Origin of the sequence: Enterobacter sp. 61D5 (assembly GCF_034107965.1) — a bacterium.
Classification (GTDB): domain Bacteria; phylum Pseudomonadota; class Gammaproteobacteria; order Enterobacterales; family Enterobacteriaceae; genus Enterobacter; species Enterobacter cloacae_M.
The window spans coordinates 351,165-364,315 of sequence record NZ_JAWNFK010000008.1 but is presented as its reverse complement, the minus strand read 5'-3'; the positions used below and the strand labels follow the sequence as shown (position 1 = coordinate 364,315).

Below are 13,151 nucleotides of genomic sequence, written 5' to 3'. Positions count from 1 at the left end.
GACAATTAGGTCTGATATTCAGGGTGAGTAAAATGGATAGTGCTGTCGATCGCCACGTTTTTTATATTTCTGATGGTACGGCGATCACCGCCGAGGTCCTGGGCCACGCGGTGATGTCGCAGTTCCCCGTTTCGATTAACAGCATCACGCTGCCGTTTGTTGAAAACGAAAGCCGCGCCAAAGCGGTGAAGGACCAGATTGACGCCATCTACCAGCAGACCGGCGTCCGCCCGCTGGTGTTCTACTCTATCGTGATCCCGGAGATTCGTTCCATCATTCTGCAAAGTGAAGGCTTCTGTCAGGATATCGTGCAGGCGCTGGTGGCTCCTCTGCAGAGCGAGCTTAAGCTCGACCCGACCCCTATTGCCCACCGTACCCACGGGCTGAACCCCGGCAACCTGACCAAGTACGACGCGCGTATCGCCGCTATCGACTACACCCTGGCCCACGACGACGGTATTTCGCTGCGAAATCTCGACCAGGCGCAGGTGATCCTGCTTGGCGTGTCGCGCTGCGGTAAAACCCCGACCAGCCTTTATCTGGCGATGCAGTTTGGCATTCGCGCCGCAAACTACCCGTTTATCGCCGACGACATGGATAACCTGGTGCTGCCCGCCGCCCTTAAGCCGCTGCAGCACAAGCTGTTCGGCCTGACGATCAACCCGGAACGCCTTGCGGCCATCCGCGAAGAGCGCCGCGAGAACAGCCGCTACGCCTCCATGCGCCAGTGCCGGATGGAGGTCTCGGAAGTGGAAGCGCTGTACCGCAAAAACCAGATCCCGTGGCTGAACAGCACCAACTATTCGGTTGAAGAAATTGCCACCAAAATTCTCGACATCATGGGGCTTAATCGCCGCATGTACTAATATGCTAGTACATTAGCTCAGATTCAGGTATCATCATCTGCAACGACGGGGCGGTGTCGCCCCGAACTTGAAATCAGCAGGGATTGGTTTAAGGTGATGCCCATCACTTCCCGGTAGTCTGCCGATGAAGCAAAAATTTTCTGAGACATTCCATGAATAAAACCGATGAACTCCGCACTGCGCGCATTGACAGCCTGGTCACGCCGGCTGAACTGGCACAGCGGCATCCCGTTTCCGCCGCCGTCGCGGAACATGTGACGGCCTCCCGCCGCCGCATTGAAAAAATCCTGAACGGTGAAGACAAACGTCTTCTGGTGGTGATTGGGCCTTGCTCCATCCACGATCTGGATGCCGCGGTGGATTATGCAAAACGACTTCAGGGACTGCGGGATAAGCACCAGCATCGCCTTGAGATCGTGATGCGCACCTACTTTGAAAAACCGCGCACCGTGGTGGGCTGGAAAGGCCTGATTTCCGATCCTGACCTCAACGGCAGCTATCGCGTTAACCACGGTATCGAGCTGGCGCGGAAGCTGCTTTTACAGGTCAACGAGCTGGGCGTTCCGACGGCGACCGAGTTTCTCGATATGGTGACCGGGCAGTTTATCGCCGATCTGATCAGTTGGGGCGCGATTGGCGCGCGCACTACCGAAAGCCAGATCCACCGTGAGATGGCCTCAGCCCTCTCCTGCCCGGTCGGCTTTAAAAACGGGACCGATGGCAACACTCGTATCGCGGTTGATGCCATCCGCGCTGCCCGTGCCAGCCACATGTTCCTGTCGCCGGATAAGAGCGGTCATATGACCATCTACCAGACCAGCGGTAACCCTTACGGGCATATCATTATGCGAGGCGGAAAGAAGCCCAATTACCATGCCCAAGATATTGCGGCGGCCTGTGAAACGCTGGCCGAGTTCGACCTGCCGGAACATCTGGTGGTGGATTTCAGCCACGGCAACTGCCAGAAGCAGCATCGCCGCCAGCTGGACGTCTGCGATGAGATTTGTCAGCAGATCCGCAGCGGCTCGACCGCCGTTGCAGGGATTATGGCTGAGAGCTTTATCAAAGAAGGCACGCAGAAAATCGTTGCCGGACAGCAGATGGTTTACGGCCAGTCGATCACCGACCCGTGCCTGAGCTGGGAAGACAGCGAACTGCTGTTGGATAAGCTGGCGTCTGCGGTCGATACGCGCTTCTGAAATTCAGCCCTTCTCCCTCTCCCTGTGGGAGTGGGTTGGGGTGAGGGCATCAGACCACACCTCACCCCCAAATTTGATCCCCTCATCCTTTTTTCACAAAAACGCTTGCCGTCAATTTGCAGTTTATTGATAATGATTATCATTGTTACATTGATTGTTATTTATAAACATTATGTCACGTACGGATAACAGCGCGGCAACGCCAGCAAAAACACACACAGCGCCAGCCCCCGCCGAGCGTCGCATTGACAGCAAAACCCTCCTCGGCGATGAGGGACGGGTCATTATCGAGCATGACGGACAGCGCTATCTTCTGCGTCAGACCCATGCCGGAAAACTGATCCTCACAAAATAAACAACACCTAAAAATACGCCAGCCACCCAGGTGATACCCAGGCAGCCAGCGCTTTTCACTTCTTATGGAGAGTTGCTATGCCACACCTGCCTTCCGCATCTTTACGTCCGTCACTTCTGGCGCTGGCGATTGTTAGCGCCCTGCCGGGCATCGCGTTCGCCGCCACAGACGACATTACCGTCACCGCCACGGGCAACGCCCGCAGCGCCTTTGAAGCGCCCATGATGGTAAGCGTGATTGACGCCAGCGCACCGGAGAAACAAACCGCAAGCTCGGCGGCCGATCTGCTGCGTAACGTCCCCGGTCTGACGCTGGACGGCACCGGGCGCACCAACGGGCAGGACGTAAACCTGCGCGGCTATGACCGTCGCGGCGTGCTGGTGCTGGTTGACGGCGTGCGCCAGGGAACCGATACCGGCCACCTGAACAGCACCTTCCTCGATCCCGCGCTAATCAAACGTATAGAGGTGGTCCGCGGCCCGTCGGCCCTGCTGTACGGCAGCGGCGCGCTGGGCGGCGTGATCTCCTATGACACCGCCGATGCGAAAGATCTACTCGAACCCGGTAAAAACAGCGGCTACCGCGTGTTTGGAACGGGCGCGACGGGCGATCATAGCCTCGGGATGGGGGCCAGCGCCTACGGCCGCACCGATACGCTGGACGGTCTGGTCTCCTGGTCCAGCCGTGATCGCGGTGATATCCGCCAGAGCGACGGTGCAACCGCGCCTAACGACGAATCCATCAACAACATGCTGGCAAAAGGCAGCTGGAAAATCGACCCGGCCCAGACCCTGAGCGGCTCCCTGCGCTACTACAACAACGCCGCTCAGGAGCCGAAAAACCCGCAAACCACCGGGGCGGACAGCAGTAACCCGATGACCGACCGCTCCACCATCCAGCGCGATGCGCAGGTTGGCTATCACATTGCACCGGAAGGGTACGACTGGCTGGACGCCGACGCGAAGGTCTACTGGTCCGAAGCGCGCATTAATGCCCAGAACGTCGACGGCAGCGGTGAGTTTCGCAAGCAGACGACCAAAGGCGGCAAGGTGGAAAACCGCACCCGCCTGTTCAGCGACACCCTTGCAGCACACCTTCTGACCTACGGCGGGGAATACTATCGTCAGGAGCAGCATCCGGGCGGGGCAACCACCGGCTTCCCGGACGCGAAAATCGACTTCAGCTCCGGCTGGCTGCAGGATGAGATCACCCTGCGCGATCTGCCTGTTACCCTGCTGGGCGGCACGCGCTATGACAGCTACCGCGGCAGCAGCGACGGCTACAACGATGTGGATGCCAATAAGTGGTCCTCCCGCGCCGGGTTAACCGTCAGCCCAACCGACTGGCTGATGCTGTTTGGCTCTTACGCGCAGGCCTTCCGCGCGCCGACCATGGGCGAGATGTATAACGACGCCAAACACTTCTCCATTGGCCGCTTCTATACCAACTACTGGGTGCCAAACCCGAACCTGCGCCCGGAAACCAACGAAACGCAGGAGTTTGGTTTTGGCCTGCGCTTTGACGATCTGATGATTGCCAACGATGCGCTGGAGTTTAAAGCCAGCTATTTCGATACCAAAGCCAAAGACTATATCTCCACCACCGTCGATTTTGCCGCCGCGACCACCATGTCGTACAACGTCCCGAATGCCAAAATCTGGGGTTGGGATATGATGGCAAAATACTCGGCCGATCTCTTCAGCCTCGATCTGGCCTACAACCGCACGCGCGGGAAAGACACCGATACGGGCGAGTACATCTCTAGCATTAACCCGGACACCGTCACCAGCAAGCTGGATATCCCGGTGGCGCAAAGCGGGTTCTCCGTCGGCTGGATCGGTACTTTTGTCGATCGCTCAACGCATATCAGCAGCAGCTACAGCAAGCAGCCGGGCTACGCGGTCAACGATTTCTACGTGAGCTACAAAGGCCAGGAGCGGCTCAAAGGCGTGACCACCACGCTGGTGCTGGGCAACGCCTTTGACAAAGCGTACTGGTCACCTCAGGGCATTCCGCAGGACGGTCGTAACGGCAAGATTTTTGTAAGCTATCAGTGGTAATTCCCTTCGGGGCAACTATTCAGAAGGAAGAGACAATGAATCACTACACGCGCTGGCTTGAGCTAAAAGAAGCCAATCCGGGTAAGTACGCGCGCGACGTCGCGGGGTTAATGAACATCAGTGAAGCAGAGTTGACCTCTGCCCGCGTAGGTCACGACGCCTGGCGACTGCGCGGTGAAATCCGCGAGATCCTGGGCGCGCTGGAGGCGGTGGGCGAAACCAAATGTATCTGCCGCAACGAATACGCCGTACACGAGCAGGTCGGGAGATTTACCAACCAGCACCTGAACAGCCACGCCGGGCTGGTGCTGAACCCGCGCGCGCTGGATCTGCGCCTGTTCCTCAACCAGTGGGCGAGCGCGTTTCACATCAGTGAAGCCACCGCCCGCGGCGAGCGGCAGAGCATTCAGTTCTTCGACCACCAGGGCGATGCCCTGCTGAAGGTCTACGCCACGGATAATACCGACGTTTCCGCCTGGGGCGACGTGCTGACCCGCTTTATCTTTGCCGAGAATCCTCCGCTGGCGTTGAAGATGGCCGATGCCCCGGCTCATGCAGAAAACGCAAATGCTGCTCTCGTGGATAGCGAGTGGCGCGCCATGACCGATGTTCATCAGTTCTTCAGCCTGCTCAAGCGCCATAACCTCAGCCGGCAGCAGGCATTTCGCCTGGTGGGTGACGATCTGGCCTGCCGGGTAGAAAATACCGCGCTGGCGCAGCTCCTGGAGACGGCGCGCCGGGACGGTAACGAAATCATGGTCTTCGTCGGCAACCGCGGCTGCGTGCAGATTTTCACCGGCGCGGTGGAAAAGCTGGTGCCGATGAAAGGCTGGCTGAACATCTTTAACCCAACCTTTACCCTGCATCTGCTTGAAGGATCCATTGCGGAAACGTGGGTCACGCGCAAGCCGACGGCTGACGGGCATGTCACCAGCCTGGAGCTGTTTGCCGCCGATGGAACGCAAATCGCCCAGCTGTACGGCCAGCGTACGGAAGGCGAGCCGGAGCAGAGCCAGTGGCGCAGCCAGATTGACGCCTTAACGGCGAAAGGGCTGGCCGCATGAAACGGTGGCTTGCCCTGCTCAGCGCCCTGCCCCTGCTGGCGCTTGCTGCACCGCAGGAGAAAATCGTTACCCTCGGCGGCGACGTCACCGAGATTGTCTACGCCCTCGGCGCGGCGTCCTCGCTGGTGGCCCGCGACAGCACCAGCCAGTGGCCGCAGGCAGCGAATTCGCTGCCTGACGTGGGCTATCTGCGCCAGCTCAATGCGGAAGGGATCTTATCCATGCGCCCCACGCTGGTGCTGGCCAGCGCTCAGGCGCAGCCATCTCTGGCGCTAAAGCAGGTTGAGCAAAGCCACGTCAGGGTAATCGCTGTTCCTGCCAGTAACGACCTGAACGTCATTGACGAAAAGGTGCGGATCGTTGCTGAAGCGACGCACCGCGAGGCCGAGGGGGAGGTCCTGCGCAACACGCTGCGTCAGGCGCTGTCGGCGCTGCCCGCATCCCCGCTCAATAAGCGGGTACTGTTTATTCTCAACCACGGCGGGATGACCGCCATGGCCGCCGGACAACAGACCGGCGCGGATGCTGCCATTCGTGCGGCAGGGCTGAAGAACGCGATGCAGGGATTTACCCGCTATCAGCCGCTGTCTCAGGAAGGCACGATCGCCAGCCGACCCGATCTGGTGGTGATTTCTCAGGACGGTCTCAACGCCCTGGGCGGTGAAGCGAATCTGTGGACGCTGCCCGGCCTGGCGCAAACCCCGGCGGGGCGGAATAAGCAAGTGCTGGCGATTGACGATATGGCGCTGCTGGGCTTCAGCGTGCGAACGCCGGAAGCCATCCAGCAGCTGCGTGCCAAAGCGGAGCAACTGCCCTGATGTCCCGGCGAGCCGCATTGTCATTGTGGATGCTGGCCGCGCTGCTGGTCGTCATGACGCTGACGGCCAGCGGTATTGGCGCGCTGCGTCTGCCGGTCAGCCTGCTGTGGAACGGCACCGACGAGGCGCTGCGTCAAATCTGGCTGACGATCCGCCTGCCTCGCGTGCTGCTGGCGCTGGCGATCGGCGGTTCACTGGCGCTGGCGGGCTGCGTGATGCAGGGGCTGTTTCGAAATCCGCTGGCGGACCCGGGACTGCTCGGCATCAGCAGCGGCGCGGCACTTGCCGTTGCGCTGTGGGTGGTGCTTCCGCTCTCGCTGCCTGCACTGATGATGCTGTACGCCCCGATGCTGGCGGCGTTTCTCGGCGCGCTGGCCGCCACCTTCGTGATTTTCCTGCTTAGCCGCCAGCGTGACGCTTCCCTGTCGCGCCTGCTGCTGGTGGGAATTGCCATTAACGCCCTGTGCGGCGCGGCAGTCGGGGTGCTGTCATGGCTCAGCAATGATGCCCAGCTTCGTCAGCTTTCGCTCTGGGGAATGGGCAGCCTCGGCCAGGCGCAGTGGTCAACGCTGGTGGCCGTCACGTCGTTGATGGTCCCCGCCGCGCTGGTTATCTGGCGTCTGGCTGGCACCCTCAACCTGCTGCAGCTGGGTGACGAAGAGGCGCATTACCTCGGCGTGGAGGTTGCCGCCGTTCAGCGGATCCTGCTGTTGTGCAGCGCCCTGCTGGTAGCTGCCGCCGTTGCGGTCAGCGGCGTGATCGGTTTTGTCGGCCTGGTGGTGCCGCACCTGATGCGCATGTGGCTGGGAACCGACCACCGGGTCGCGATCCCCGGCTCGGTGCTGGCCGGCGCGCTGCTCCTGCTGGTTGCCGATACGCTGGCGCGCAGCCTGGTCGCCCCGGCGGAAATGCCGGTCGGCTTACTGACCAGCCTTCTCGGCGCCCCCTGGTTTCTGTGGCTTATTTTTCATCGCGGAGGTGCGCATGGCTGAACGCTATTGCGCAGAAAACCTTGTTTTTCGCGCCGGGCAGCGCACGCTGATTAACGACGTGTCGCTGACCTTATCTCAGGGCGAGCTGGTGGCACTGATTGGCCCCAACGGCGCCGGGAAATCAACACTGTTGCGGCTGCTGACCGGCTACCTTAAACCTGAGGGCGGACGGTGCAGCCTGGCGGGCACACCGCTTGGGGCCTGGCAGCCGGACAGGCTCTCCCGCTACCGGGCGGTAATGCGCCAGAACACGCAGCTCGGATTTGACTGGCCGGTTGAGGCGGTCGTCGGTATGGGGCGTGCGCCCTGGACCCGCACGCCTGAGGCGTCGGTTATTGAGGAGGTCATGGCCGTCACCGGCTGTTTACCGCTGGCGGGCAGGCAGTTTGCCGCGCTCTCCGGCGGCGAGCAGCAGCGCATCCAGCTCGCCCGCGCGCTGGCTCAGCTCTGGTGCGACGGCGCGCCGCGCGGCTGGCTGTTCCTTGATGAACCCACGTCTGCGCTGGATCTCTATCACCAGCAGCATCTGCTGCGCCTGCTGAACTCCCTGACCCGTCGGGAACATCTGCACGTTTGCGCGGTGCTGCACGACCTTAATCTGGCGGCGCTGTGGGCGGACCGCATCCTGCTTCTGCATGGCGGCAGAATCGTGTCCCAGGGAGAACCGGAAACCGTTTTACAGGCCGATGCGCTGGCCCGCTGGTACGGCGCGCAGGTTATCGTCGGCAGGCATCCGGCTCACGCCGCGCCGCAGGTTTTTCTCGCCCCCTGATTGGGCTGGTAAAAATCTTTCAGGGTTTCCAGCAGGGCATGCGCCGCTTTAGAGAGCTGCGTGTGTCCTGGATGGATCGCTCCAATACACTTTTCAATGGGCGGGTTATCAAGCGGAATACAGACCGCGCCCAGCGCCGTCATCTGCGCCTCGCAGAGCGCCGGGACGGCACTCCCGCCCAGCCCGCTCGCAACCATTCGCCCGACCGTCACCAGCTGATGACTCTCCAGCGCCACGTCCAGCTTCCTGCCGCTTCGCGCCAGCTCCTCCTCCATCATCAGACGTACCGCCGAAGGGCGCTGCAGGGTGATGAAATCCAGCGTCAGCAGCTCCTCCCATGTCAGGCGCTTCTTGCCCGCCAGCGAGGAATCTTTCGGCACTATGGCAACAAACCTGTCGAGCCCCAGCGGGGTGAACAGCAGGTTGTGCGTCGGCGCGGGTTCAAAGGCGATGCCCATCTCGACCCGCCCTTCCCGCACCATCTCGATCACCTGCTCGTTAATAACATCATGCACGGTGACGTTGATCCCGGCATGACGATCGCGAAACGCTTTTAGCACCTCGGGCAGGACATTCGCAGCAAACGACGGCATGGCCGCAACCGAAATTTTACCGCGCTGCAGGGTAAAGCACTGGTGCATCGCCTCTTCGACGTTATCCCAGTCGGCAAGCAGTTGGCGCGCCATCGGCAAAAACGTCTCGCCCTCCTGCGTCAGAGCCACCTTGCGCGTGCTGCGCTGCAGCAGCGGTCCGCCGAGCGCGTCCTCCAGCGCTTTAATCGTCAGGCTCAGGGCCGGCTGGGAAAGATTCAGCCGTTCGCTGGCGTGCGCGAAATTGAGAGTGTGAGCTACCGCTAAAAACGCGCGTAACTGTTTGACACTCATTCTCATTTTTCATCCCGTTAACTAATTGAAAAAATTTAGTTAACAGGAAATTAATAAAAAAACCAAATGAGTGAGTCACAAATTCAAAATTAACAAATGAGTCGCCGCCCCTAATGATACCGGCACGGATAACGGGAGGGATGACTATGGCGGGACTGGATAAGCGCGTCGGCAGCTATGCGCAGGCGCTGGATGGGCTGACGGACGGAATGACCTTGCTGGCGGGCGGCTTCGGCCTGTGCGGTATTCCGGAGAACCTGATTGCAGAGGTCAGACGCCGTCAGGTGAAAGACCTGACGGTGGTATCAAACAACTGCGGCGTTGACGGTTTCGGTCTCGGGCTACTGCTCGAAACGCGGCAGGTTCGCAAAGTGGTGGCCTCTTACGTCGGCGAGAACGCGCTGTTCGAGCGGCAGGTGCTGAGCGGCGAACTGGAGATTGAACTCACGCCTCAGGGCACGCTGGCGGAAAAGGTGCGCGCGGGCGGCGCGGGCATTCCGGCATTTTACACGGCCACCGGCTACGGCACGCCCGTGGCTGCCGGCAAAGACGTGCGCCAGTTTTCGGGGAAGCACTACATCCTTGAAGAGGCCATTACCGGTGATTTCGCGCTCATTAAGGGCTGGAAAGCGGACTGGTACGGCAACGTTGTCTACCGACATACCGCGCAAAATTTTAATCCGCTGATGGCAACGGCGGGCCGGATAACGGTTGTGGAGGTGGAAGAGATTGTTCCACCGGGGGAGCTGCCCCCGTCGGCCATTCATACCCCGGGAATTTACGTCGACAGGCTGATTGTCGGCCAGTTTGAAAAACGCATTGAGCAGCGCACCCTGCGCGCGGAAGGAGCGTGACGATGCTAACCCGTGAACAAATGGCCATGCGCGTCGCCCGCGAGCTGCGCGACGGGTATTACGTCAACCTGGGGATTGGTATCCCTACCCTGGTGGCGAACTACATTCCGGACGGGATGGACGTGATGCTTCAGTCGGAAAACGGGCTGCTGGGGATGGGGGCTTTTCCTGACGAGCGGAGCCTTGACGCCGACATGATCAACGCCGGTAAACAGACCGTGACCGCGCGCACCGGCGCCGCCATTTTCGACTCGGCCCAGTCGTTTGCCATGATCCGCGGCGGTCATGTGGATCTGACCGTGCTGGGCGCGTTTGAAGTAGACGTCGAGGGCAATATCGCCTCGTGGATGATCCCCGGAAAGATGGTGAAGGGCATGGGCGGCGCGATGGATCTCGTGGCCGGGGCGCAGAACATCATTGTGGTGATGACCCACGCGTCAAAAAGCGGTGAGTCAAAGCTGCTGCCGCGCTGCACGCTGCCGCTCACCGGCGCGGGCTGTATCCGTCGGGTCTTAACCGACCTTGCGTTGCTCGAGATCGAGAACGGCGCGTTCATCCTGCGGGAATACGCCCCCGGCGTCAGTATCGACGAAATTGTGGCTAAGACGGCCGGAAAAATGATTGTGGCGGACGACGTTCGCGAGATGCGCTTCAGCTGAGGACTCACGATGAAAGAGGTCATGATTGTCGGGGCAACGCGAACCCCCATTGGCAGTTTTCGCGGATCGCTATCGTCCCTTTCAGCGGTTGAGCTGGGGGCCGTCGCGGTGCGGCACCTGCTGGAGAACGGCGATCTTAGCGAAGAACAGGTAGATGAACTGATTTTCGGACAGGTGCTGACGGCGGGATGCGGGCAAAACCCTGCGCGTCAGACGGCCATCACCGCCGGATTACCCGTCAGCACGCCGGCGGCAACGGTCAACCTGGTGTGCGGCGCGGGCTTAAAAGCGGTGCAGCTCGCCGCGCAGGCGATCCGCTGCGGCGACGCGGACGTGATTATCGCTGGCGGTCAGGAGAGCATGAGCAACGCCCCCTACCTGCTGGACGGCGCGCGTTCAGGGCTGCGTTTTGGCCATACGGGCCTGCAGGACAGCATGATTACCGACGGCCTGTGGGACGCGTTCAACGATTATCACATGGGAATCACCGCTGAAAACGTCGCCCGGGAGAATGCCATTTCCCGCGAGCAGCAGGACGCCTTCGCCGCCCGGTCGCAGCACAAAGCGGCCTTTGCCATCGAAGCGGGTCGGTTTGACGCCGAGATAGCGCCGGTGACGGTGAAGCAGGATAAAAAACCGCCGCTTGTCGTCAGCCGCGACGAACAGCCCCGGCCAGGCACTACCGCTGAGCAGCTTGCGCAGCTGCGCCCCGCCTTTTTGCAGGCGGAAGGCACGGTCACGGCCGGAAATGCGTCGACGCTCAACGACGGTGCCGCCGCGGTGCTGCTGATGAGCGGCGAAAAGGCGCGGGAGAGCGGTTTGCCGATCCTCGGTCGCATCGTGAGCTACGCCGTGACGGGCGTTGATCCGTCGGTAATGGGCATCGGTCCCGTCAGCGCCTGCCGGACGGCGCTGGCGCGGGCGGGCTGGACGCTCGATGAGGTGGACCTCATTGAAGCCAATGAAGCCTTTGCCGCCCAGGCGCTGGCGGTGGGCAAGCAGCTCGGCTGGGATGAGCGCAGGGTGAACGTTAACGGCGGCGCTATCGCCCTGGGTCATCCGATTGGCGCCTCCGGCTGCCGCATCCTGGTGACGCTGCTGTACGAAATGCAGCGCCGTGACGTTAAAAAAGGGCTCGTCACCCTGTGCGTGGGCGGCGGGCAAGGCATTGCTCTGACCGTCGAGCGTTAAGCATCTCGTTGGTACCCGAATAATAATTAAAGTGAGGAGTCGTAATGAGTGTGTTAATTGCCCTGGCGGCGCTGGCGCTGCTGATGCTGGCGGCCTATCGCGGATACAGCGTTATTTTGTTTGCGCCGATTGCGGCGCTCGGCGCCGTGCTGCTGACCGATCCGGGTGCCGTCGGCCCGACGTTTACCGGCCTGTTTATGGAAAAGATGGTCGGCTTTGTTAAGCTCTACTTCCCGGTGTTCCTGCTGGGGGCCGTTTTCGGCAAGCTGATTGAGCTTTCCGGTTTCTCACGCTCCATCGTCGCGGCCGCGATTCAGATCCTCGGTCGTCGCCACGCTATTCCGGTGATTGTCCTGGTGTGCGCGCTGTTAACCTACGGCGGCGTGTCGCTGTTCGTGGTGGCGTTTGCGGTTTACCCTTTTGCCGCGGAGCTGTTCCGCCAGAGCGGCATCCCTAAGCGGCTGATCCCGGCCACCGTGGCGCTGGGGGCGTTTTCGTTTACCATGGACGCTCTGCCCGGCACGCCGCAGATCCAGAATATCATCCCCACCAGCTTCTTTGGCACAAACGCCTGGGCCGCGCCGTGGCTGGGGCTTATCGGCTCTCTGTTTATTATCATCTTTGGCCTGCTCTGGCTGGAACGCCAGCGTCGTAAGGCGTTCAATAACAACGAAGGTTACGGCACGGATCTGAAAAATGAACCCGAGACGCCGGATAACATTAACCTCCCGCATCCGCTGATTGCTATCTCCCCGCTGCTGGTGGTGGGCATACTGAACCTGCTGTTTACCCGCTGGATCCCCGGCTGGTACGGCACGACCCACGAGCTGACTCTGCCAGGCCTGGCGAAACCTATTGTGACCGAGGTGGGCAAGATCACCGCCATCTGGGCCGTCGAGGCGGCGCTGATCTCCGGCATCGTTCTGGTGCTGATTTTTGGCTTTCGCAATATCCGGGGGCGTCTGGCTGAAGGCAGCCGGACCGCGGTGAGCGGTGCCATTCTGGCGGCGATGAATACCGCCTCGGAATACGGTTTCGGCGCGGTGATCGCCGCCCTGCCCGGGTTCCTGGTGTTATCCAAAGCGCTGGCGGCCATCCCCAATCCGCTGCTGAATGAGGCCATCAGCGTGACGGTGCTTGCGGGGATCACCGGCTCGGCGTCCGGCGGGATGAGTATTGCCCTCGCCGCCATGTCCGACTCGTTTATCGCCGCCGCCCACGCCGCCAATATTCCTCTTGAGGTGCTGCACCGCGTGGCCTCTATGGCGAGCGGCGGGATGGATACGCTGCCCCATAACGGCGCGGTGATTACCCTGCTGGCGATTACCGGCCTGAGCCATCGTCAGGCCTACGGCGGCATTTTCGCTATCACCCTCATTAAAAGTCTGGCAGTGCTTTTTGTCATTGCCGTGTTCTATCTGACCGGCATTGTGTAAG

Annotated in this window: 13 protein-coding genes; 12 read left to right on the top strand and 1 reads right to left on the bottom strand. The window is 60.8% G+C overall.

Annotation, left to right across the window (positions count from 1 at the left end; translation table 11 throughout):
* Positions 1 to 32: 32 nt before the first annotated feature.
* The 8 genes from UTM25_RS10765 (at position 33) to UTM25_RS10730 (ending at position 8,126) form a co-directional block, all read left to right on the top strand.
* On the top strand, positions 33 to 866 hold the full coding sequence (locus UTM25_RS10765; protein WP_023311315.1) for a pyruvate, water dikinase regulatory protein: 834 nt from the start codon (positions 33 to 35) through the stop codon (positions 864 to 866).
* Between the two features lie 152 nt (positions 867 to 1,018).
* On the top strand, positions 1,019 to 2,065 hold the full coding sequence (gene aroH / locus UTM25_RS10760) for a 3-deoxy-7-phosphoheptulonate synthase AroH (protein ID WP_194401025.1): 1,047 nt from the start codon (positions 1,019 to 1,021) through the stop codon (positions 2,063 to 2,065).
* 172 nt (positions 2,066 to 2,237) lie between these two features.
* Entirely contained in the window at positions 2,238 to 2,420 is a 183-nt protein-coding gene (gene hemP, locus UTM25_RS10755) for a hemin uptake protein HemP (protein ID WP_032638304.1), read from the top strand.
* 77 nt (positions 2,421 to 2,497) lie between these two features.
* Complete coding sequence (locus tag UTM25_RS10750; protein WP_194401027.1) at positions 2,498 to 4,480, top strand: TonB-dependent hemoglobin/transferrin/lactoferrin family receptor; 1,983 nt, start codon at positions 2,498 to 2,500, stop codon at positions 4,478 to 4,480.
* A 35-nt stretch (positions 4,481 to 4,515) separates the two neighbouring features.
* The gene (chuS, locus tag UTM25_RS10745; RefSeq protein WP_194401029.1) at positions 4,516 to 5,544 is read left to right on the top strand and encodes a hematinate-forming heme oxygenase ChuS; all 1,029 of its coding nucleotides are present in this window, start codon (positions 4,516 to 4,518) and stop codon (positions 5,542 to 5,544) included.
* Positions 5,541 to 6,362 carry a heme/hemin ABC transporter substrate-binding protein gene (locus tag UTM25_RS10740; RefSeq protein ID WP_194401031.1) on the top strand — a complete coding sequence of 274 codons (822 nt, stop codon included), beginning with the start codon at positions 5,541 to 5,543 and terminating at the stop codon, positions 6,360 to 6,362. Before chuS ends, UTM25_RS10740 begins: the two co-directional genes overlap by 4 nt.
* Positions 6,362 to 7,354, top strand: coding sequence for a FecCD family ABC transporter permease (locus UTM25_RS10735; RefSeq protein WP_194401033.1), 993 nt, complete (start codon positions 6,362 to 6,364; stop codon positions 7,352 to 7,354). The genes UTM25_RS10740 and UTM25_RS10735 overlap by 1 nt, the downstream gene beginning before the upstream one ends.
* Positions 7,347 to 8,126 (top strand): heme ABC transporter ATP-binding protein, encoded by a 780-nt coding sequence (locus UTM25_RS10730; protein ID WP_194401035.1) that lies wholly within the window; start codon positions 7,347 to 7,349, stop codon positions 8,124 to 8,126. Before UTM25_RS10735 ends, UTM25_RS10730 begins: the two co-directional genes overlap by 8 nt.
* On the opposite strand, the gene UTM25_RS10725 is transcribed toward UTM25_RS10730, so the two are convergent.
* Positions 8,093 to 9,016: a LysR family transcriptional regulator gene (locus UTM25_RS10725; protein WP_194401037.1), complete on the bottom strand. Its 924-nt coding sequence runs from the start codon at positions 9,014 to 9,016 to the stop codon at positions 8,093 to 8,095. The two genes, UTM25_RS10730 and UTM25_RS10725, sit on opposite strands and share 34 nt — an antisense overlap.
* Positions 9,017 to 9,156: 140 nt before the next feature.
* Here UTM25_RS10725 and UTM25_RS10720 point away from each other — a divergent pair, with 140 nt between their 5' ends.
* From UTM25_RS10720 to UTM25_RS10705, 4 genes are read left to right on the top strand one after another with little or no spacing between them, the layout of a single operon-like run.
* A complete protein-coding gene (locus tag UTM25_RS10720) occupies positions 9,157 to 9,864 on the top strand; it encodes a CoA transferase subunit A (protein ID WP_194401039.1) in 708 nt (235 codons plus the stop codon).
* A 2-nt stretch (positions 9,865 to 9,866) separates the two neighbouring features.
* A complete protein-coding gene (locus tag UTM25_RS10715; protein ID WP_194401041.1) occupies positions 9,867 to 10,523 on the top strand; it encodes a CoA transferase subunit B in 657 nt (218 codons plus the stop codon).
* 9 nt (positions 10,524 to 10,532) lie between these two features.
* Complete coding sequence (locus UTM25_RS10710) at positions 10,533 to 11,714, top strand: acetyl-CoA C-acetyltransferase (RefSeq protein WP_194401043.1); 1,182 nt, start codon at positions 10,533 to 10,535, stop codon at positions 11,712 to 11,714.
* Positions 11,715 to 11,758: 44 nt separating this feature from the next.
* The gene (locus UTM25_RS10705) at positions 11,759 to 13,150 is read left to right on the top strand and encodes a GntP family permease (protein WP_063441724.1); all 1,392 of its coding nucleotides are present in this window, start codon (positions 11,759 to 11,761) and stop codon (positions 13,148 to 13,150) included.
* Position 13,151 lies beyond the last annotated feature (1 nt).